The sequence below is a fragment of the Pseudooceanicola sp. NS-SX9 genome (assembly GCF_057380705.1).
Genome location: NZ_CM170818.1, coordinates 2,809,620 through 2,831,255 on the forward strand (window position 1 = coordinate 2,809,620; position 21,636 = coordinate 2,831,255).

Sequence of the window (21,636 nt, forward strand, 5' to 3'; positions counted from 1 at the left end):
CGCGCCGCAGGCAGTGCCGCGCGCCGGGCCTAGGCAAGGGCCGGGGACCCGCAGGCCCCCTGCCCGGCTTACTTCTTGATCCAGGCGTCGCCCAGAGAGTTGCCGATGCCGTTCGCGGTCTTCACCAGGTCCTGCACCGAGCAGTCGTAGAGGGTCGGGAAGCTGAGTTCCTGCAGCCAGGCCACGGGCACGTCGGCCTGCAGCTTTTTCTGGATGTCGGTATAGAGCGACTGGCGTTCCTCGTCGGTGGGGGCGACGGCGGCCTTGTCGAACAGGGTGTCGATCTCGGGGTTGGAATAGCCCTCGACGTTGGCGAAGGGGTTGCCCTTGGTGATCTGGCTGGAAATGTAGTTCCGTGCCACGCCAAGCGCCGGGTCGCCGTTTTCATACAGATAGGTGAAGGCGATGTCGTAATCCCATTGCGAGGTCTTCTGGTTCCAGCCCGCGACGTCGGTGGATTCGATCTCGACCGGGATGCCGACGGCCGAAAGGTTCTGCTTGACCACCTCGGCCCAGCGTTGCCAGGTCTCGCCATAGGGCAGCGGCAGCAGGCGCAGGGGCTTGTCGCCCTTGTAGCCGATATCCTTCAGCAGTTCCTTGGCCTTCTTGGGGTCATAGTCGTACTGCGGATCGACCTTGTCGAAGAACGGGATCGACGAGGTGATCGGCCCGCTGGCGACCTTGCCATAGCCGTTCCACAGCACCTTCAGCATCATCGGCCGGTTCAGCGCGTACATCACCGCCTGACGGAACTTGACGTTGTCCATCGGGGCTTCGCGGTTGTTCAGCCACAGGAAGGACATCGGGCCGTTGTATTCCCAGCCCTTCTCGGTCAGGCAGACGTTCTTTTCCTTGGCCAGCCGCGGAATGTCGAAATTCTCGACCGAGCCGCCCGGCAGCACCGACACGGTGCGTCCCTCGAAGGCCGTCGCGCGCGAGGCCGCGTCGGGGATCACGTGGTAGACGACTTCATCCAGGTAGGGATGGCCGGGGTTCCAGTAGTGGGGGTTCTTCACCAGGTCGATGTACGAGCCCTTCTGCCATTCCTTCAGCATGAAGGGACCGGTGCCGACGGGCTTGTCGTTGTTGGGGTTCTTGCTGAAGTCGGTGCCTTCATAGAGATGCGCCGGGATGATCGGCGAAACCGTATAGCTGAACGAGCGGATGAAGGGGCCGTAGGGTTCCTTCAGCTTGAAGACGATGGTGTTGTCGTCGGGGGCGGTGATCGTCTCGACATGGCGCATGACCTCGCGCCATTTCGGGTTCGTCTCGGTCAGGAACTTGGTGAAGGTGAACAGCACGTCCTTCGAGCTGAACGGCTGCCCGTCCGAGAACTGCACGCCCTTGCGCAGGTGGAAGGTATAGGTCAGCGCGTCGGCGGATTTCTCCCAGCTTTCCGCCAGCGAGGGCATCGGCTTGAGGTGTTCGTCATAGCGCAGCAGCCCCTCGTAGATCGAGCCCGCCACCAGCAGGCTGGGGCCGTTCGTGGTGATGCCGATCATCAGGCTGGGGGGTTCGGGCTGGACCACCAGGTCCAGGCGGCCACCGGCGACGGGGGTGTCCTCGGCCAGGGCTGCCGTGGTGCCAGCCGTCAGGCAAAGGGAAAGCGCAAGCGCTCCGCGGCGGAGCGCAGTCGAAGAAAGCATGGTCGTGACCTTCCTGTTGGAACGGCCGTTTATCCGGCCTTTTCTGGAAGGACCCCCTGCCGTCATGGGTGAAGGCGGTTGGGTCCGGTACGTCTCTGGGGCGTCTACCCTGACCCCAAGACTGCGGACGCCCCCCCATCATGTCGAATTATTTTGACCAATCCGGCCTATCAGGCCCGTCTATGCCGCATCAGAGGTCAAGAATTTTCCCGCATGTTTTCAATGCCCTGATGGCGGTCTCGCGGAGAGGCGCCAAACACCCGCATCTCGGGCGGGCGATCGGCGATCTGCTCGGAAAATGCGCGATGCAGTTCTTCTTCCATGCGGTTGCGCAGCCCGGCGGGCTGGCTGACGAAGTAGATCCCGGCCTGCGGCGTGCCCTCGTAGGGGGGCAGCCGCCACAGCCGGCCGGCGGCGCAATCACGTTCCACCACATGCACCGGCAACGGCCCGATGCCAAAGCCCGCGATCACCATCCGCTTGACCTCTTCAAGGTTATGGGCGCGGCCCACCAGATCGGGGTTCAGCCCGCAGCGCAGGCGCAGCGCCGCCAGCTCGTGCATGGCGCGGTTGGAATGTTCGGCCAGGTAGCCCACGGAATCATGCCCCGCCAGGTCGGTGGGCTGCAGCCCCTCGACCCCGAAAAGCGGATGGGCGGGCCCGCAGTAAAGGCCGAAATGCTCGTGAAAGAGCAACGTGTAATCCAGTTGCAGGTTGCGCTCGCCGATGATGCAGACGCCCATCTCGGCGCGCCGCGCCGCCACCATCGCCAGCCCCTCGCGCGAGGCCTCGACGCGCAGCGTCAGCTGCACCTGCGGGTGGCGGCGGTGAAAGGTGGCCAGGGCCGCGTCGAAATCCGGGCTTTCGACATGGCTGGCCAGAACGATGGTCGCCTCTCCGGTCAGCACCTTCTCGGCCTGCCCCAGCGAGGCCGGCAACCGAGAGACCGCGGCCGTGATCTCCAGCGCTTCGGCCAGCAGGGTGCGCCCGGCCTCGGTCAGTTCGAACATGGTCGAGCTGCGCTCGATCAGCCGGTGGCCCACCTGTTCCTCCAGCCGTTTCAGGCTGCCCGAGACCGCCGGCTGCGTCAGGCACAGCCGCTGTGCCGCATCGGTGATCGAGCGCGACTGCGCAATCGTCACGAAGCTGCGCAGCAGGTTCCAGTCCAGATGAGAAAATCCCGAATCCATGGTCCCGCGTCCCTTGTGTCCTGCCCTCCCTGACGGGCCACCAGCGGAAGGCCCGGCTGACACAGGGGTCGCCGGTCACCGGACGAAGGTCAAGAACGCGGCCCGCCTGCCCGCGGGGCAGCGGGCAGACGGCGTATCTTCGGGCAGGCGAACGCCCGTTTCAAGCGCAGATCAGGCGGCGGCCTCCTGCACCATCCGCAGCAGCAGCTGGGCGCCATGGGCGGCCTGTTCCGGCGTGCACCATTCCGCTTCGCTGTGCGAAACGCCGCCCCGGCAGGGCACGAAGATCAGCGCCGTCGGGCAGCGTTCCGACAGGGTCAGCGCATCATGGGCCGTGAGCGTCGGCATGGTGGTGACCCCCAGGCCCATCTGCTGCGCCAGCTGCTGACCGCGGTCGATCATCGCCGCATCAAAGATGCAGGGCTCGCGGTAGTGGCGGTGTTGCAGGTCGATCTCCAGGCCGGTTTCGGCGGCGATTTCGGCAACGGCGGCGGCGATGCGGTCGGTGATTGCGGTGCGGCCCGCCGGATCCTGATGCACCACCGCCCAGCTTAGGGTGCTGAGATGCGGGATGTTGACCCGGTTGTTCGGCCAGTTGCCGATCACCGAGGCGCTGACCATGCCCTGGGGTTCGACACTGGCGCCGATGGCCTCGATCCGCAGGATCAGCTTGGCGGCGGCGACCAGCGCGTTGCGGCGTTCCGACATTGCCAGCGTCTGGGTATGGCCATTGGCGCCCCGGATCGTCGCATAGCCCGAACACATCGCCGAAGAGCGCGTCACCATCGCCACGTCAAGGCCCGCGGCCTCCAGCTCGGGGCCCTGTTCGATATGCAGTTCAAGATAGGCATGGGGGGCGGGACCGGGCACGGGGGCATCGCCCGCCGCCCCGATGCGCGCCAGCTCGGCGCCCAGCACGCGGCCCTCGGGATCGGTGCGCGACAGTGCCTCTTCCAGCGACAGGGTGCCGGCATGGACCGCCGATCCCATCACGCCGGGCTGGAAGCGGGCGCCCTCCTCGTTGGTCCAGTCGACGATCTCGAGGGGGCGGCGGGTGGTGATGCCGGCGCGGTCCAGGGCGCGGCACAGTTCCAGCCCGGCCAGCACGCCCAGCACGCCGTCAAAGCGCCCGCCCGGCAGCTGGGTATCCAGATGGCTGCCCACCATCACCGGCGCGGCCAGGGGATCAGAGCCCTCGCGGCGGGCGAAGATGTTGCCGATCCGGTCGGTGCGCAGGCTCAGCCCGGCCTCCTGCGCCCAGTGGCGGAACAGCGCCCGCCCCTCGCGGTCGGCATCCGTCAGCGCCCCCCGCATCGAGCCCCCGGCGGCCGTGCCGCCGATCGCGCCCATGGTCATCAGGTCGGACCACAGGCGCGCGGCCTCGATCCGGGGTTCAGTGGGGTTCGCCTGCATCATCGGCCCTCTCCTGTGCGGGGGCGGGCCGTGGTGGCCGCCCCTTCTGTTGCCGGGATCGAACCATGTGCGCGACGCCGGGACCAATCAGGATGCGGGATACTGCGCATTACCGGACCCTATGGCGGGCCACGAACCGGGGATTGCCGGGGCCGGCCAGATCCGCCGGCCAGCTGCGATGTGCAAGGGCCCGGTCCTGCTGTGGCAAGGCCAGTCCAGGCCCCGGGATCATGGACTTGGCCGCATTTGATGATCCTGGGGTTGCCCGTCATCCGTCCGAACCGGGGCGGGTGCACTGGCATAAGGCATCCGCTTTGCCCCGGGCCCAGCGCAGAACGGGAACCACGCCCCGGGGGTCCCGGTCAGGATCCCCGCGCCGCATCCCCCCAAGGCCCCGCAGGATCGCGGCGGGAAGCCGCGCCATGCTGCCCGAAATCCAGGCAGTTCCGGCGGCCTTCAGGCGGGACGCCCCCCTGGGCCCTAGCGGTCAGGCGCGTCGGGGTCGGCAATATCGGCCGGACACAGGCTCAGGACCTGGTTCTGGTCATCCAGGTTCTGCACGATGGCATGCAGGGTGCGGATCGTGACCTCGATATCCTCGGCCGGCACGCCTTTCAGGGCCCGGGTGCCGATACCGTCGATGCGGGTGCGGGTCTGCTCCATCAGCCGGGCACCGGGTTCGGTCAGGATCACCCGCTTGGCGCGGCTGTCGGCCGGGTCGGTCTCGCGCTGGATCAGGCCGCGGCTTTCCAGCCGCTCGGCCGCATCCGAGATCGTCATCGCCCGCGCTTTCATCAGGCTGGCCAGTTCCGTCTGGGTGCTGGGCCCGCGCGTCATCACGATCCCCAGAATGCGCCAATGCGTCAGCGTCATCTTCTGCGCCCGCGTTTCGCATTCGAAGGCACGTTTGAGAAGTTGCGCCGCCTCGTGCAGCGGCAGGGCAAGCCTCTTCATGGCATTTCACCTCTCCGTCTTGCCAAGTCTTACGGAGACTTATAATAAGCCATCGTAAGAAGTAAAGACACCCCTCCCCACGGTCAGCCCAACATCTGCCCAACACGACGCAGCTTTGCCGCTGCACCCGCCCTCTCCTCGGGGCGGTGCGGACGTCACGGTACGAGAAGGACGAAGTGACATCATGAGCGAACAGCCCGAAAAACAAAGCACCCCGGACGCCCCCAAGAAAAAGGGCAGCAAGGGCAAGGTCATCCTTCTGGTGATCCTCATCGCCGCTCTGGTCGGGGCCGGCTGGTGGGGCTATGGCTGGTGGACCGAAGGCCGCTTCATGGAAAGCACCGACGACGCCTATATCCAGGCCGACCAGGTGGCCGTGTCGCCCAAGGTGACCGGCTATGTCGATGAAGTGCTGGTGCAGGACAATGCCGACGTGAAGGCGGGCGACGTGCTGGTGCGCATCGACGCGGCGGATTACAAGGCGGCGCTGGAACAGGCGGATGCCCAGAAGACCGCCGCCGAGGCCGACCTTGGCAGCGCCCAGGCCGAGCTTGAGCGTTCCAAGACCATGGTCGACCAGGCCGAGGCCCAGGTCGAAAGCGCCCAGACCAAGGCCGATTTCGCGCAAAGCCAGGTGGATCGCTATGCGCCGCTGGTGAAATCCGGCGCCGCGACCTCGGAACAGATGTCGCAGCTGACCTCGACCCGGGACGAGACCGCCAGCCAGGTGAAGGTTGCGCAGACTCAGCTGGCCTCGGCCAAGGCTGCCGTCGCCACCGCCGAGGCATCCGTCGGGCAGGCCAAGGCAGGCATCGTGCAGGCCCAGGCGCAGCAGCGCCGCGCGCAGCTCGATGTCGATCACACCGAGGTCCGCGCCGCCATCGACGGCAAGATCGGCGACCGGTCGGTGCAGAAGGGCCAGCTGGTGCAATCGGGGACCAACCTGATGACCATCGTGCCGATGACGCAGCTTTATCTGGCCGCCAACTTCAAGGAGACCCAGCTGGCCGAGATCAAGGTCGGCCAGAGCGTCAAGATCGAGGTCGACGCCCTGCCCGATGCCGAACTGCACGGCACGGTGGAAAGCTTCTCTCCCGGGACCGGCGCACGGTTCTCGCTGCTGGGGTCGCAGAATGCCACCGGCAACTTCACCAAGATCGTGCAGCGCGTCCCGGTGCGGATCTCGATCCAGGCGGATCCGGCGGTGATGGCGCGGCTGATCCCGGGCATGTCGGTCACCGCGACCGTCGACACCCGCACCGGTGACGACAAATGAGCGACGTCCAGCCTGGCGCCCGCCGCCAGTGGAAGCCGGGCGAGAAGGCGGATGGGTCGGACTGGCTGACCGTCTTCGCCGGGACGCTCGGCGCGCTGATGGCGACTCTCGATATCTCGATCACCAACTCGGCGCTGCCGACGATCCAGGGGGCGATCGGCGCCTCCTCGACCGAGGCCACCTGGATCTCGACCGCCTATCTGGTGCCCGAGATCATCATGATCCCGCTGACCGGCTGGTTCACCCGGATGCTGGGCCTGCGCACCTTCCTGCTGAGCATGACCATCCTGTTCGTCATCTTCTCGATGATGTGCGGGGTGTCGGACACGCTGGGCAGCATGATCGCGGGCCGGATCGGCCAGGGCTTCACCGGCGGGGCGATGATCCCGACGGCGATGACCATCGTGTCGACCCGGCTGCCGCCGGCGCAGCGCCCCGTGGGCATGGCCCTGTTCGGCTTCACCGCCGTCATGGGCCCGGTCCTGGGCCCGCTGCTGGGCGGCTACCTGACCGAGACCGTCAGCTGGCACTATGCCTTCTTCATCAACCTGCCGGTGGGGATCTTCCTGACCGTGCTGCTGTTCACCGGCATGAAGCACACCCCCGTGCGCCTGAAGGTGCTGGAAGAGGCCGACTGGCTGGGCATCATCGGCATGTCGATGGGCCTGGGCTGCCTGACCGTGGTGCTGGAGGAAGGCCAGCGCGACAACTGGTTCCAGTCCGACATGATCGTCACCCTGTCGGTGCTGACGGCGGTGGGGCTGTTCCTGCTGATGGTGGGCCAGGTCTTTGCCAAGCGGCCGGTGATCGACCTGTCGATCCTGCTGGGACGCGAATTCGGCTCGGTCTTCATCATGGCGCTGCTTTTGGGCGCGGCGCTTTATGGCATGGCCTACATGATCCCGCAGTTCCTGGCATCCATCGCCGATTACAATTCGCTGCAATCGGGGATCATCGTGCTGATCTCGGGGTTGCCGACGCTGGCGATGATGCCGTTCATCCCGATCCTGATCAAGGCAATCGACCTGCGGGTCGCGGTGGCCTTCGGCTTTTGCATGTATTCCCTTTCGTGCTGGGTCGACACCACGCTGACCGCCAATGCGACGGGGGCGGATTTCTACGTCTCGCAGGTGCTGCGGGGGATCGGCCAGGGCTTCTCGATGCTGTTCCTGAACCAGGCCGCCAGTTCCTCGGTGCCTGACGAGAAGGCCGAGGACGCCTCGGGGCTGTTCAACGCCGCGCGTAACCTTGGCGGCTCGATCGGGCTGGCGCTGATCGCCACGCTGAACTCTCAGCGCTCGGCCTTCCATGCCGAACGCCTGAGCGAGCAGATCACCGCCAATTCCCCCCAGGTGCAGCAGATGCTGAGCCAGGCCTCGGGCTCCCCGCAGGGAACCGAGACAGTGCTGGGCTATCTTTCGCAACTGGTGAATGTGCAGGCGCTGGTGATGACCTACAATGACATCTTCTGGCTTTATGCGGTGGCGCTGATCGTCGTCGTGCCGCTGGCCTTCATCCTTCGTCCCCTGCCCAAGGGCCAGGGGCCTTCCGCAATGCATTGAAAGGGCGGCCGATGCGCACCAGATCCCTTCTTCTTCTCTCGGCCCTGCCCTTCCTGGCGGCTTGCACCGTGGGCCCGGATTATGCCGGTCCCCCCAAAGTGGCCCCCAAGGCCGAGGCCGCGAAGTCCTTCCAGAACACCGGACAGGGCATCACCGGCTACTACCCGCCCGCCCAGTGGTGGGCCGGGTTCCACGATGCCGAGATGACACGGCTGATCGACATCGCCCTGAAATCCAGCCCCGATGTGGCCGCCGCCCGCGCCCGTGTCAGCGCCTCCGAGGCGCAGTTCGGCTCGACCAAGGCGGGGCTGCGGCCAAGCGGGTCCGCCAGCGTCGGCGCGATGCGCGCCCATGTCGGGCTGGGCGATACCTCGGGGCTGACCGAGGCGCTGCGCAACGCTTCGGGTGATGATACCGTGACGGTGCCCGGCAGCTACAACACCACGATCTACAACGACCTGTTCACCGCCTCGTGGGAATTCGACCCCGCCGGCGGCGACACCCGCAAGCTGCGCGGCGCCCAGGCCAAGGCCGAAGCCGCCGCCGCCCAGCTGGCGGATGCCCAGGTGCAGCTGTCGGCCGAGGTGGCGCGCGCCTATGTCAGCCTGCGGGCCGCGCAGGAACAGCTGGCGATCTCGCGCCGGTCGATCGGGTTGCAGCAGCGCACTCTGACGCTGACCCAGCAGCAGGTCGAACAGGGCACGGCATCCGACCTGTCGCTGGCCCGGCTGAAGACCCAGCTGGCCACGACCGAGGCCGACCTGCCGCTGATGCAGGCCCAGGTCAAATCCCTTTCGGCGCAGATCGCGGCGCTGTGCGGGCTGGAGCCGGGCACGCTGGACAAGGAGCTGTCGCGGTCGGGTCGCATCCCGGCGCCGCCGAAGGTGGTCAACGTCGGCTCGCCCTCGGCCATGCTGCGCCGCCGCCCCGACATCCGGGTCGCCGAACGCAATCTGGCCGCCAGCAACGAACAGATCGGCCAGGCCATCGCCGGCTACTTCCCGAAGATCACCTTCATGGGCGTGGCGACCACCGGATCGACCGATGCGAACGCGCTGCTGCGGACGGATTCGATCTCTATCCTGGGCGGGCCGTCGCTGTCGTGGAACTTCCTGAACCTCGGGCGGACGAAGGCGGCGATTGCCTCCAGCCAGGCGGGCTTTGATGCCTCCGAGGCCGAGTACCGCAAGGCCGTGCTGGGCGCGCTGGAAGACGCCGAAAGCTCGCTTGCGCAGTTCGAGGGGCGGCGGGCCAACGTGGCGAAGCTGGCCGATGCCAGCGCCAATGCGACGCGCGCCTCGGACCTGTCGCAGACGCTGAACCAGGCGGGCACGCTGTCGCTGATCGACATGCTGGATATCCAGCGCCAGGAACTGCAGACCCAGCTGGCGCTGGCACAGGGCCGTGCGCAGCTGTCGACCGCCTATATCGCGCTGCAGAAAAGCCTTGGCCTGGGCTGGACGGCACCGCCCGCCCCCCAGCAGACCGCCGCGGCGCAACCGGCGAAGGCCGCCGCCAAGGGCTGACGCCAGGGCGCCACCGGACAGAGCGGAAACGAAAAGGGGCGGAACCGATGGTTCCGCCCCTTCCCTTTCGGATCGTCCCGGCCTCAGTTCAGCTGGGTGATGAAGCGGGTCTGCAGGTAGGCCTCGATCGCTTCCGAGCCCCCTTCGGTGCCCTGGCCGCTGTCGTTGATGCCGCCGAAGGGGACCTCGGGCAGCGCCAGACCGTTGTGGTTCACCGTGACCATGCCGGCCTGCACTTCGGCGCGGATGCGCTGGCTGCGCGCGGCCGAGGTGGTCCAGGCATAGGCCGCCAGACCGAAGGGCAGACGGTTGGCCTCGGCAAAGGCCTCGTCATCGGTGGTGAAGCGGTTGATGATCGCCACCGGGCCGAAGGGCTCTTCGTTCATGATGCGGGCATCGGTGGGCACGTCGGTCAGCACGGTGGGTTCGAAGAACCAGCCCTCGTTGCCGATGCGCTTGCCGCCGGTGGCCAGCTTGGCGCCACGCTCGATGGCGTCGCCGATCAGCTCTTCCATGGCGGGGATGCGGCGGTCATTGGCCAGCGGGCCCATCTCGACGCCCTCTTCGGTGCCGGCGCCGACCTTGACGGCGCGGGCGGCGGCCACGAAGCTTTCGGTGAAGGCATCGGCCACCGGATCCTGGATCAGGAAGCGGGTGGGCGACACGCAGACCTGGCCCGCGTTGCGGAACTTCGAGCCCGCCATCACCGACACGGCCGCGTCGATATCGGCATCGTCGAAGACCAGCACCGGCGCGTGGCCGCCCAGTTCCATGGTCGATTTCTTCATGTGCTGCGCGGCGAGGCCCGCCAGCATCTTGCCCACGGGGGTCGAGCCGGTGAACGAGATCTTCTTGATCAGCGGATGCGGGATCAGATAGCCCGAGATTTCCGCCGGAACGCCATAGACCAGGTTCAGCACGCCATCGGGCAGGCCCGCATCGACAAAGCACTGGATCAGGGCGGCGGGCGATGCCGGGGTTTCCTCGGGCGCCTTGACGATGATCGAGCAGCCGGCGGCCAGCGCGGCCGAGACCTTGCGCACCACCTGGTTGACGGGGAAGTTCCACGGCGTGAAGGCTGCGACGGGACCGACGGCTTCCTTGATGGTGATCTGGGTGACGGCCGGGTTGCGCGGCGGGATCACCTGACCATAGGTGCGGCGCGCCTCACCGGCGAACCATTCGATGGTGTCGGCGGCGCCCATCAGTTCGACCTTGGCCTGGGCGACGGGTTTGCCCTGCTCGGCGGTCATCCAGGCGGCAACCTCGTCGGCGCGTTCGCGCATCAGGGCGGCGGCCTTGTTCATCACCTTGAAGCGGTCCAGCGGAGAGCTGGTCTTCCAGATTTTGAAACCGGCCTCGGCCGCGGCCAGTGCCTCGTCCAGGTCGACCTTCTCGGCATGGGCGACGGTGCCGATCTGCTGGGCGGTGGCCGGGTTGATCACGGGAATCGTCTTGCCGGATGCCGCGGGCTTCCAGGTGCCGTTGATGAAGAGTTGGGTATCGGGATAGCTCATGGCAGATCCTCCTGTCTTGCGATTGCGCGCACCTGATCAGGACAGGGCGGGCTCTGCAAGGGGTTCTCCCTGCAATTGCGCCGTCCGGCTGAGCGCATGCCACAAGGTGCCCGCAGAACTGCGCATTCCCATGACACAAAGCCGTGTGTCCTCGGGGCGCAGCACGAAAACGCCCATGTGATGAACAGCCGTGCGCGTCGCGTGACCGGCCGACAGGCGGTCGGTGTCGATGTTCACCAGCTTTTCCAGCAGCCGAATGATCGGCGCCGCACCCGCGCTGCTGGTGATTTCGACCATGGCCCAGCCGTCGGTCTGTTCGGTCACCGCGCATCCCGGTGCACGGGCGGCGATCCGGGCGGCAAAGTCGGTTTCCGCCTGACCCGGCGCCAGGATCAGCCATTGGTCCGCCATCGAGGCAAAGGACCAAAGCCCCTCGGCCTCGGCCAGATCCATCGGCGCGGGCAGCGGCAGGTCGGGACGCGCCGCCCCCCGGCCCGGCGCGACCGAGGCAATGGCCACGTCGGGGCGTTCGCTCAGCATGAGGGGCCCGTGGGTTTCGGTCCTGGGGGTCGTGCCGCCCAGGGCGGTCAGCGGGATCAGGGGATCAGGCACGAAGACGCTCTCCTTCGGGGTCGATGAAATGGGGCGAGGTGACACGCACGCGGACCTCGGCACCCTCGATCGGGTTGGCGGCAATCACCACCTCGCCCAGGCGGGTGTCGCCGTGTTCCAGGTAGCCAAGCGCGATCGGGTGGCCCAGATGCGGCGAATGGCAGGTCGAGGTGATCCAGCCCTGATCCGTCGCCATGGTCCGTTCCGCCCCGTCGGTGAACAGGTGCGATCCCCCGGCGATGGCGGATGCCCCATCCTCGGGGACAAGGCCCACCAGGCGGCGGGCATCACCCGCCAGACCTTCGCGGCGCGACATGATGGCGCCCAGGCTGTCCTTCTTCTGCGACACCATCCGGCCCAGCCCCATCATCGCGGCGGTGGCCTGGCCGTTCAGCTCGGCGCCGGCGGCATGGCCCTTCTCGATGCGCAGGACCGCGAGCGCCTCGGTCCCGTAGGGGGTGACGCCCAGATCGGCGCCCTGCTGCATCAGCCGTTCCATCAGCGCATTGCCATAGCGGGCGGGCACGGCGATCTCATAGGCCAGCTCCCCCGAGAACGAGATCCGGAACAGCCGCGCGCGCAGCCCGCCGCAGATCGTCAGGTCGCTGCAGGCCATGAAGGGGAAGGCCGCGTTCGACAGGTCGAACCCGTCGACGATGCGTTCCAGCAGGGCGCGGGATTTCGGCCCGGCGACGGCGATCTGCGCCCAGGCCTCGGTGGTCGAGATCAGCTGCACGTCCAGATCCGGCCACAGACCCTGCCGCGCGAATTCCATGTTGCGATAGACCAGCCCCGCATTGGCGGTGGTGGTGGTCACGACATAATGGTCCGCGCCCAGCCGGGCACAGGTGCCGTCGTCATAGGCAAAGCCGTCCTCGCGCAGCATCAGCCCATAACGGACCCGGCCCACGGGCAGCGTCGCCATCATGTTGGAATAGAGCCGGTTCAGGAATTCGCCCGCATCGGCGCCCTGCACATCGACCTTGCCCAGCGTGGTCACATCGCAGAGGCCGACGCCCGCGCGCACCGCAAGGACCTCGCGGTCGACGGACTGGCGCCAGTGGGTTTCGCCCGGCACGGGGAAGTACTGCGCGCGCATCCACTGGCCGACCTCGACAAAGGGCGCGCCACGGGATTTCGCGAAAGCGTCAGTGGGGGTCAGGCGACGGGGGCGGAAATCGGGGCCGGTGTCGCCACCGCCCAGCACCCCAAGCGAGACGCCGGTATAGGGCGGACGGAAGATCGTGGTGCCGGTCTCGGGGATGGATCTGCCGGTCAGTTCCGCCATGACGGCAAGCGCCGTGACGTTGGCGGTCTTGCCCTGATCGGTCGCCATGCCAAGGGTGGTCCAGCGTTTCAGATGCTCGACCGGGCGCATGTTTTCCTTGTGCGCCAGGGCGATGTCCTTGACCGTCACGTCGTTCTGGAAATCGACCCAGGCGCGGCCCTTGCCCGGCACATGCCAGAGGGCCACACCATTCGCAGGCGTATCCTCGGCCTCTGGCAGGGGGATGGCGGGGGCCAAGATGTTCAGTTCGGCCAGCGCCTGGACGGCCACGGCAGCGCCATCGCGCAGGGCGGCGGCGGTGCTGCCCTGCCCGCGTGCGGCCCCGGCCACCAGCAGCCCGCCCGGGCCATCGGTGCCGGGCACAAAGGCCTGCAGCGCGCCATCCCAGAGCGGCCGGCCACGGTGGTGCGACGACAGGTGCACGTTGGGGTTCCACCCGCCCGAGACGCCAAGCGCGCCGCAGGTGATGTGCTGCGTGCCCTTCGGCCCTGCAACGGTGATGCCCCGCAGCCCCAGCCGCCCGACCGATCCGGTGACCTGCGCGCCCGCGATCAGGCGATAGTCGCCCTGCGGCTGCGCATCCATACGGCTGTCGATGACGGCGGTGACGGGCACGCCCTTCAGCATCAGGTCGCGCGCGGTGCGGTGGCCGTCGTCATGGCTGGTGAAGATCGCCACCGGCTGGTCGGTGCCGGGCGCCGTGGCCCAGCGGTTGGCATAGGCGCGCATGGCGCCCGCCAGCATGATGCCCGGACGGTCGTTATTGGCGAAGGGAATGTGGCGTTCGGTGGCGCCAGCGGCCAGCACGGCGCGTTTCGCGGTGATCCGCCACAGGGTCTGGCGCACGCCCTTGCCGGGCGTCGGCAGGTGGTCCGAGACGCGCTCGACCGCGCCATAGATGCCGTGATCGTAGACGCCGAAAACGGTGGTGCGGGGCAGCAGGCGGACGTTGTCCATACGGCGCAGTTCGGACAGCACCGCGTCGATCCAGCCGGTGGCGGGTGCGCCGTCCAGCAGGTGGCTTTCGGCCAGCAGGCGGCCACCGAAACGGCTGTCCTCGTCCGCAAGGATCACCTTCGCCCCGGCGCGCCCCGCAGTCAGCGCCGCAGCAAGGCCCGCCGCACCGCCGCCGATCACCAGCAGGTCGGCATGAAGAAAGCCCTTGTCATAGGCATCGGGATCGTCGCCCTCGGCCAGGCGCCCAAGGCCCGCGGCACGGCGGATCGCCGGTTCATACAGCTTTTCCCAGAACGCCCGGGGCCACATGAAGGTCTTGTAATAGAAGCCCGCCGCAAAGAAGGGCGACAGCAGGTCGTTCACCGCCAGCAGGTCGCGGTTCAGCGGCCCGAGGTGGTTCTGGCTGAGGGCCTCCAGCCCGTCGAACAGCTCGGCCACGGTGGCGCGGGTGTTGGGCTCGCGCCTAGGGCCGGTGCGCAGTTCGACCATGGCGTTCGGCTCTTCCGAGCCCGCCGCCACGACGCCGCGCGGGCGGTGGTACTTGAAGCTGCGGCCCATCAGCTGCACGCCATTGGCCAGCAGTGCGGACGCCAGCGTGTCGCCCGCATGGCCGGTATAGCTGCGGCCGTCGAACCGGAACGAGAGGGTCTTGCTGCGGTCGATCAGACCGCCGGTCAGGCGCTTCATGCGGCACCGCCTTTCACGTCGCGCGCCAGTTCCGCGCCCAGGATTTCATGGGTCAGCGTGTTGCGCGTGACCACCAGCCAGGACCGGTCGCCCTGTTCGTGGAACCACAGTTCCCGGTGCACGCCCGCCGGGTTGTCGCGCAGAAAGACATAGTCGCAGAACGCGGCCTCGCCGGCGGCGGGGTCGGGGCGGTTCAGCAGCGACGCATCGCCCAGATAGGTGAATTCGGCCGCGTCGCGCAGGCCCAGAAGGGGATGGGGGATCAGCATGGGAAGGCCTCAGTGCAGGTTGGGCTGCGCGCCGGCGCCGCGTTCATCGATCAGGTGGCCGCGGGCAAAGCGGTCCAGCCGGTAGGCCGCGGCGGTTTCCTGCGGCCGCCCCGTGGACAGCAGATGCGCGAAGGCATAGCCCGAGGCCGGCGTCGCCTTGAACCCGCCATAGCACCAGCCCGCATTCAGATAGAGACCATCCACAGGCGTATGGTCGATGATCGGAGAGCCATCCATCGACATGTCCATGATGCCGCCCCACATCCGCAGCAGGCGAGCGCGGCCGATCCGCGGCATCAGCGCCATGCCGCTTTCCAGCACTTCCTCGACCACCGGCAGGTTGCCGCGCTGCGCATAGGAATTGTAGCCGTCGATATCGCCGCCAAAGACCAGCCCGCCCTTGTCGGACTGGCTGATGTAGAAATGCCCGGCGCCGAAGGTGATGACGCCATCGACCACCGGCTTCAGCCCCTCCGAGACGAAGGCCTGCAGCACGTGGCTTTCGATCGGCATCCGCAGGCCCGCCATCTGCATGACCCGGCTGGTGGACCCGGCCACCGCGACGCCCACCTTCTTCGCGCCGATATAGCCCCGGGAGGTCTCGACCCCCAGCACCCGGCCACCGTCGATGCGGAAGCCCGTGACCTCGCAGTTCTGGATGATGTCGACGCCGCGCTGGTCGGCGGCGCGGGCATAACCCCAGATCACCCCGTCATGGCGCGCGGTGCCGGCGCGGCGCTGCATCAGCCCGCCCTTGATCGGGAACCGCGCATTGTCGAAATTCAGCCAGGGGTACATGGCGCGCACCCCCTCGCGGTCCAGCAGTTCGGACCCCGCCCCCGAGATCTGCATCGCATTGCCGCGCCGCCGGTAGGCATCACGCTGCGCATCCGTATGGATCAGGTTCAGGATCCCGCGCTGCGACACCATCGCGTTGAAGTTCAGGTCCTGCTCCATCTTCTCCCACAGCTTCATCGACATTTCGTAGAAGGGCTGGTTGCCGGGCAGCAGGTAGTTCGAGCGGATGATGGTGGTGTTGCGGCCGATGTTGCCAGAGCCCAGCCAACCCTTCTCGATCACCGCGACGCGGGCTTCCTTGAAGGTTTCGGCCAGGAAATAGGCCGTGGCCATGCCGTGGCCGCCGCCGCCCACGATGACGATGTCGTAATCGGCCTTGGGCGCGGGATCGCGCCACAGGGGTTTCCAGCCGGTATGGCCCTTCAGCGCCTCGGCGAAGACCTTGAACCCCGAGAATTTCATCATGCGACTCCCTTGTCCTTGCCCTCAGGCTACGCCCGCAGCCGCGCCGGTTCTTCCTTTCAACGGACATTTCCTTTCGATATCCTGCCGAACATGTCACAGCGCCGTTTCGCCTTTGTCCTGCTGGAGGGCTATGCCCTGATGTCCACCGCCGCCGCGCTGGAACCCCTGCGCGCGGCCAACCTGTTCGCCGGCCGGACGCTGTATGACACGGTGATCCTGACACCCGGCGGCGGGCCGGTGGCGGCCTCGGCCGGCAGCCATTTCGACAGCCTGCCGCTGGCGCAGGCACCGCAGGACCTGGACATGGTGTTTGTCGTGGCGGGGGGCGATCCGCTGGCGGTGCGCGACGGGCGGCTGCTGGCGTGGCTGCGCCGGCAGGCGGACCGGGGCACGGCGATGGGGGGGATTTCGGGCGGGGCGGCGATCCTGTGGCGCGCGGGCCTGCTGGAGGGGCGGCGCTTTACCCTGCACTGGCACCATGTGGGCGACCTGAGGGCGCAGGACCCGGGCGCGCTGGTGGAACAGCGCCTGTTTGTCATCGACCGCGACCGCTACACCTGCGCGGGCGGCACGGCGCCGCTCGACATGATGCACGCGATCATCGCCCGCGATCACGGCGCCCGCTTTGCCGCCGCCATCAGCGACTGGTTCATCCAGACCGAGGTCCGCCTGGCCGATGCCCCCCAGCAGGGCAGCACCGCCGCGCGCTACGGCGCCCTGCCCCCGCCCGTGCAGGCCGCGCTGGAGCTGATGGAGACCCATGTCGCCGATCCGCTGTCGGTCGATCAGATCGCGGCGCTGGCGGGGCTGTCACCGCGCCAGTTGCAACGCCTGTTCCGCGAGGCCCTGTCCGCCCCCGTGGCCGAGGTCTACCGCCATCTGCGGCTGGATGTGGCGCGCGATCTGGTGCGCCGCGCCCGGCTGCCGCTGTCGGAGGTGGCGCAGATGACGGGCTTTGCCACCCAGGCGCATTTCTCCGAGGCCTACCGCAGCCGTCACGGCATCAGCCCGCGCGCCGACCGCCGGGCCGAGGCGTGAAAAAAGGGGGCCAGAAGGCCCCCAGATCCGCATGCCGTCAGGAAGCGCAGCATCCGGGAACACCCGTCAGATATCGAGCGTATGGTCGCGTTCCCATTTCGAGAAATGCGACACGAAACTGTTCCATTCCTGCCGCTTCATCTTGATGAACGAGGCCGAGAACCCCTCGCCCAGCATCGTTTTCAGCTCGGCATCCGCATCCAGGGCACGGATCGCGTCCAGCATGTTCAGCGGCAGCTTGGGCGCATTCTTGACCGTATGGCCTTCGGCATACATGTCGATGTCGTAGCGCGGGCCGGGATCGGCGGCCGAACGCACGCCCGACAGGCCCGCCGCGATGATCACCGCCTGCAGCAGATAGGGGTTGGCGGCACCGTCGGGCAGGCGCAGCTCGAACCGGCCGGGGCCCGGGACGCGGACCATGTGGGTGCGGTTGTTGCCGGTCCAGGTGACCGAATTCGGCGCCCAGGTCGCCCCCGAGATCGTCCGCGGTGCGTTGATCCGCTTGTAGCTGTTGACGGTCGGGTTGGTCAGCGCCGCCATGGCGGTGGCGTGCTTCATGATGCCGCCCAAGAAGGTGCGGCCCTGGTCCGACAGGCCCAGTTCCTTCGACTTGTCGACGAAGACGTTGGTCTTGCCCACGACATCCCAGACCGAGATATGCGCATGGCAGCCGTTGCCGGTCAGCCCCTCGATGGGCTTGGGCATGAAGGTGGCGCGCAGGCCGTGCTTTTCGGCGACCGATTTGACCATGAACTTGAAGAACGAATGGCGGTCGGCGGTGACCAGCGCATCGTCATAGTCCCAGTTCATCTCGAACTGGCCATTCGCGTCCTCGTGGTCGTTCTGGTAGGGGTTCCAGCCCAGTTCCAGCATGTAGTCGCAGATTTCCGCGATCACGTCATAGCGGCGCATCACCGCCTGCTGATCGTAGCAGGGCTTGGCCGCGGTGTCGTAGGGGTCCGAGATTTCCGTGCCTTCGGGGGTCAGCAGGAAGAATTCGGCCTCGATGCCGGTCTTGACGCGCAGGCCGGCCTCGGCGGCATCGGCCACCAGGCGGCGCAGCACGTTGCGGGGGGCCTGTTCGACCTCGGCGCCGTCCATGACGCAGTTGGCAGCGACCCAGGCGACCTCGGGCTTCCAGGGCAGCTGGATCACCGTCGAGGGATCCGGCACCGCCAGCATGTCCGGATGCGCCGGCGTCAGGTCGAGATGGGTGGCGAAGCCCGCAAAGCCCGCGCCGTCCTCCACCATGTCCGCGATGGCCTGGGCGGGCACCAGTTTCGCCCGCTGGCCACCGAACAGATCGGTGTAGGAGATCATGAAATACTTGACGCCCTTTTCCTTCGCGAAGGCGGTGAGATCCGTCATGCCTCTGGTCCTTTTCCCTGTTGTGCGCCCCGGCAGGCCGGTGGCCCCGGGGTCTGTTCCTGCGGGCGGTCGATCCGCCCGGGTATGCGCCCTGCCCCGCGGACAGGAGGGGGCGGAGGTTGCCCCCCGCCCCGTCAGATCAGAACCCCTTGCCCGGCCACCAGTTGGTGCCCGCCAGCGGCACCTGGGTCATCGCCGCGGCCTCCATGGTCAGCGCGCAAAGGTCCTCGGGTTCCAGGTTGTGGACGTGGCTTTTGCCGCAGGCGCGGGCCAGGGTCTGGCATTCCAGCGTCATCACGTTCAGGTAGTTGCGCAGACGGCGGCCGCCCTCGATCGGGTCGAAACGCTTCATCAGCTCGGAATCCTGGGTGGTGATGCCCGCAGGGTCCCGCCCCTCGTGCCAGTCGTCATAGGCGCCGGTGGTGGTGCCCAGCTTCTGGTATTCGGCTTCCCACTTGGGGTCGTTGTCGCCAAGCGCAACCAGGGCCGCCGTGCCGATGGAGACCGCATCGGCGCCAAGCGCCAGCGCCTTCGCCACATCCGCGCCGTTGCGGATCCCGCCCGAAACCACCAGCTGCACCTTGCGGTGCATCCCCAGATCCTGCAGCGCCTGAACGGCAGGGCGGATGCAGGCCAGCGTCGGCTGGCCGACGTTCTCGATGAAGACATCCTGCGTGGCAGCCGTGCCGCCCTGCATCCCGTCGATCACCACCACGTCGGCGCCCGCCTTCACCGCCAGCGCGGTGTCGTAATAGGGGCGCGCGCCGCCGACCTTGATGTAGATCGGCTTTTCCCAGTTGGTGATCTCGCGCAGTTCGAGGATCTTGATCTCAAGGTCATCGGGGCCGGTCCAGTCGGGGTGACGGCAGGCCGAGCGCTGGTCGATCCCCACCGGCAGGTCGCGCATCCCGGCGACGCGCTCGGTGATCTTCTGGCCCAGCAGCATGCCGCCGCCACCGGGCTTGGCGCCCTGCCCCACCACCACTTCGATGGCATCGGCGCGGCGCAGGTCGTCTGGGTTCATGCCGTAACGGCTGGGCAGGTACTGGTAGACCAGCTTTTCGGAATGGCCGCGCTCTTCCTCGGTCATGCCGCCGTCACCGGTAGTGGTCGAGGTGCCCGCCAGCGTCGCGCCACGGCCAAGGGCCTCCTTGGCGGGGCCAGAGAGCGCGCCGAAGGACATGCCCGCGATGGTGATCGGGATCTTCAGTTCAATCGGCTTCTTGGCGAAACGGGTGCCCAGAACCACCGAGGTATCGCATTTCTCGCGGTAACCCTCCAGCGGGTAGCGGCTCATCGAGGCGCCAAGGAACAGCAGGTCGTCGAAATGCGGCAGCCGCCGCTTGGAACCGCCGCCGCGGATGTCGTAGATGCCGGTTTCGGCGGCGCGGCGGATCTCGGCGTTGGTCTCGCGCGAGAAGGTCCAGGACTGGCGCGGTTCGGTACGGGGTGTCTTGTCCATCTGCCTGCCCTCAGTATTCGTCTGCGTGGTCGATGTTGAAATTGTAGAGCTTGCGGGACGACCCGTAGCGCTTGAACTCTTCGGGCTTGGCGTCGGCACCGGCCTTGGCCAGCAGGTCCTTCAGCAGTTCGATATGCTCGGGGCGCATCTCCTTCTCGACGCAGTCGGCGCCCAGCGACTTGACCGAGCCGCGCACAAACAGCTTCGCCTCGTACAGGCTGTCGCCAAGGGCATCGCCCGCGTCGCCCAGCACCACCAGATTGCCGCGCTGCGCCATGAAGGCCGACATGTGGCCGATGTTGCCATGCACCACGATGTCGATCCCCTTCATCGAGATCCCGCAGCGCGACGAGGCATTGCCCTTGATGACCAGCAGACCGCCCCGGCCGGTGGCGCCCGCATACTGGCTGGCGTCGCCCTCGATCACCACGGTGCCCGACATCATGTTCTCGGCCACGCCCGGACCGGCGCTGCCCTCGACGGTGATCGTCGCCAGCTTGTTCATGCCCGCGGTGTAATAGCCGGTCGAGCCCTTGACCCGCACGCTCAGCGCGCCGTCCAGACCCACGGCCATGGCATGGCTGCCGCGCGGGTTCTCGATGACGTATTCCTCGTTGGCCTGGCCCTTGGCGGCCGCCTGCAGGGTCTGGTTGACCTCGCGCAGCTCGGTCTTGGCCATGTCGATGGTCTGCATGTCTCAGCGCTCCCAGAAATAGACGGTGGCGGGTTCGGGTTCCCAGACGCGGGCGGCCTCGATGCCGGGCAGGTCCGCGAAAGCGCGGTATTCGCTGGCAAAGGCCACGTAGTCGTCGGTTTCGGCCAGCACGGCGGGCTTGCAGGCGATGGGATCGCGCACCACGCCAAAGCCGTTCCGGGTGCCGGTGACGAAGGTGAAGAAGCCGTCCAGATCCTTCAGCGTGCCTTCCAGCGCCTCGCCCAGCGTGTCGCCCTTGGCAATGCGCGAGGAAATATAGGTGGCGCCCACTTCGGTGTCGTTCTCGGTGCGGGTGAAGAAGCCTTCCTTGGCCAGCACGCGCCGCATCTGGTTGTGGTTCGAGAGCGAGCCGTTGTGCACCAGGCACTGGTCATCGGCGGTCGAGAACGGGTGCGCGCCCAGCGTCGTCACGGCGCTTTCGGTGGCCATGCGGGTGTGGCCGATGCCATGGGTGCCGCCCATGGCGCGGATGCCAAAGCGGGCGGCCACGTCCTTGGGCAGGCCGGTTTCCTTGTAGATCTCCATCCGCTGGCCGACACCCATCAGGCGCAGGCCGCGTGCTTCCAGCGCGGCAACGGCGGCCGCTTCCTGATCGGCGGGCACGGTCAGCACGGCATGGGTGTCGATGGCCTTCATCGTCACCGGCACGCCCAGCACCCCGGCCAGCGCCGCATCAAGGCCCGCGAAATCGGTGGCGGGGGTGTCGGATTGCACCGTCACCTTCACGCCATCCGCGCTGTCGCCATAGATCGCGATCCCGGCCGAGTCGGGCCCGCGATCGGTCATGGTGATCAGCATGTCGGTCAGCATGTCGCCCAGACGCGGCGACAGCTCGTCATTCTTCAGGAACAATCCCACAATGCCACACATGGTGTCCTCCGGATGTCTTG

Annotated in this window: 17 protein-coding genes; 4 read left to right on the forward strand and 13 right to left on the reverse strand. The window is 67.4% G+C overall.

Going from position 1 to position 21,636, the window contains the following annotated elements; all coding sequences use genetic code 11:
• Nucleotides 1-68 precede the first annotated feature (68 nt).
• The 4 genes from AC2ITM_RS13320 to AC2ITM_RS13335 form a co-directional block, all read right to left on the reverse strand.
• A complete protein-coding gene (locus AC2ITM_RS13320) occupies nt 69-1,646 on the reverse strand; it encodes an ABC transporter substrate-binding protein (protein ID WP_486467117.1) in 1,578 nt (525 codons plus the stop codon).
• A gap of 197 nt (nt 1,647-1,843) precedes the next feature.
• Nucleotides 1,844-2,836, reverse strand: coding sequence for a LysR family transcriptional regulator (locus AC2ITM_RS13325; RefSeq protein ID WP_486467118.1), 993 nt, complete (start codon nt 2,834-2,836; stop codon nt 1,844-1,846).
• Nucleotides 2,837-3,007: 171 nt separating this feature from the next.
• A complete protein-coding gene (locus AC2ITM_RS13330) occupies nt 3,008-4,252 on the reverse strand; it encodes a hydantoinase/carbamoylase family amidase (protein ID WP_486467119.1) in 1,245 nt (414 codons plus the stop codon).
• A gap of 477 nt (nt 4,253-4,729) precedes the next feature.
• Complete coding sequence (locus AC2ITM_RS13335) at nt 4,730-5,203, reverse strand: MarR family winged helix-turn-helix transcriptional regulator (RefSeq protein WP_486467120.1); 474 nt, start codon at nt 5,201-5,203, stop codon at nt 4,730-4,732.
• A gap of 184 nt (nt 5,204-5,387) precedes the next feature.
• Between AC2ITM_RS13335 and AC2ITM_RS13340 the strand changes: the two genes are divergently transcribed.
• Genes AC2ITM_RS13340 through AC2ITM_RS13350 form a run of 3 tightly spaced genes read left to right on the forward strand, consistent with a single transcriptional unit; the run spans nt 5,388 to nt 9,567 of the window.
• A complete protein-coding gene (locus tag AC2ITM_RS13340; RefSeq protein ID WP_486467121.1) occupies nt 5,388-6,479 on the forward strand; it encodes an HlyD family secretion protein in 1,092 nt (363 codons plus the stop codon).
• Nucleotides 6,476-8,041: a DHA2 family efflux MFS transporter permease subunit gene (locus tag AC2ITM_RS13345; RefSeq protein ID WP_486467122.1), complete on the forward strand. Its 1,566-nt coding sequence runs from the start codon at nt 6,476-6,478 to the stop codon at nt 8,039-8,041. Before AC2ITM_RS13340 ends, AC2ITM_RS13345 begins: the two co-directional genes overlap by 4 nt.
• Nucleotides 8,042-8,052: 11 nt before the next feature.
• Nucleotides 8,053-9,567 (forward strand): efflux transporter outer membrane subunit, encoded by a 1,515-nt coding sequence (locus AC2ITM_RS13350; RefSeq protein ID WP_486467123.1) that lies wholly within the window; start codon nt 8,053-8,055, stop codon nt 9,565-9,567.
• A gap of 83 nt (nt 9,568-9,650) precedes the next feature.
• Here AC2ITM_RS13350 and AC2ITM_RS13355 read toward each other — a convergent pair whose 3' ends face one another.
• Genes AC2ITM_RS13355 through AC2ITM_RS13375 form a run of 5 tightly spaced genes read right to left on the reverse strand, consistent with a single transcriptional unit; the run spans nt 9,651 to nt 16,157 of the window.
• Nucleotides 9,651-11,084 carry an NAD-dependent succinate-semialdehyde dehydrogenase gene (locus AC2ITM_RS13355; protein ID WP_486467124.1) on the reverse strand — a complete coding sequence of 478 codons (1,434 nt, stop codon included), beginning with the start codon at nt 11,082-11,084 and terminating at the stop codon, nt 9,651-9,653.
• A gap of 36 nt (nt 11,085-11,120) precedes the next feature.
• Nucleotides 11,121-11,696, reverse strand: coding sequence for a sarcosine oxidase subunit gamma (locus tag AC2ITM_RS13360; protein ID WP_486467125.1), 576 nt, complete (start codon nt 11,694-11,696; stop codon nt 11,121-11,123).
• The gene (locus AC2ITM_RS13365) at nt 11,689-14,628 is read right to left on the reverse strand and encodes a sarcosine oxidase subunit alpha family protein (protein WP_486467126.1); all 2,940 of its coding nucleotides are present in this window, start codon (nt 14,626-14,628) and stop codon (nt 11,689-11,691) included. The genes AC2ITM_RS13360 and AC2ITM_RS13365 overlap by 8 nt, the downstream gene beginning before the upstream one ends.
• Nucleotides 14,625-14,897, reverse strand: a complete 273-nt coding sequence (locus tag AC2ITM_RS13370; RefSeq protein WP_486467127.1) for a sarcosine oxidase subunit delta — start codon at nt 14,895-14,897, stop codon at nt 14,625-14,627. The genes AC2ITM_RS13365 and AC2ITM_RS13370 overlap by 4 nt, the downstream gene beginning before the upstream one ends.
• 9 nt (nt 14,898-14,906) lie before the next feature.
• A complete protein-coding gene (locus tag AC2ITM_RS13375) occupies nt 14,907-16,157 on the reverse strand; it encodes a sarcosine oxidase subunit beta family protein (protein WP_486469434.1) in 1,251 nt (416 codons plus the stop codon).
• 93 nt (nt 16,158-16,250) lie between these two features.
• On the opposite strand from AC2ITM_RS13375, the gene AC2ITM_RS13380 reads away from it, so the two are divergent.
• On the forward strand, nt 16,251-17,198 hold the full coding sequence (locus AC2ITM_RS13380; RefSeq protein WP_486467128.1) for a GlxA family transcriptional regulator: 948 nt from the start codon (nt 16,251-16,253) through the stop codon (nt 17,196-17,198).
• 66 nt (nt 17,199-17,264) lie between these two features.
• Here AC2ITM_RS13380 and glnT read toward each other — a convergent pair whose 3' ends face one another.
• The 4 genes from glnT to AC2ITM_RS13400 form a co-directional block, all read right to left on the reverse strand.
• On the reverse strand, nt 17,265-18,569 hold the full coding sequence (gene glnT / locus AC2ITM_RS13385) for a type III glutamate--ammonia ligase (protein WP_486467129.1): 1,305 nt from the start codon (nt 18,567-18,569) through the stop codon (nt 17,265-17,267).
• Nucleotides 18,570-18,708: 139 nt separating this feature from the next.
• Nucleotides 18,709-20,031: an FMN-binding glutamate synthase family protein gene (locus AC2ITM_RS13390; RefSeq protein ID WP_486467130.1), complete on the reverse strand. Its 1,323-nt coding sequence runs from the start codon at nt 20,029-20,031 to the stop codon at nt 18,709-18,711.
• A 10-nt stretch (nt 20,032-20,041) separates the two neighbouring features.
• A complete protein-coding gene (locus AC2ITM_RS13395; protein WP_486467131.1) occupies nt 20,042-20,725 on the reverse strand; it encodes a protein GlxC in 684 nt (227 codons plus the stop codon).
• Between the two features lie 3 nt (nt 20,726-20,728).
• A complete protein-coding gene (locus tag AC2ITM_RS13400; protein ID WP_486467132.1) occupies nt 20,729-21,616 on the reverse strand; it encodes a class II glutamine amidotransferase in 888 nt (295 codons plus the stop codon).
• Between the last annotated feature and the right edge of the window lie 20 nt (nt 21,617-21,636).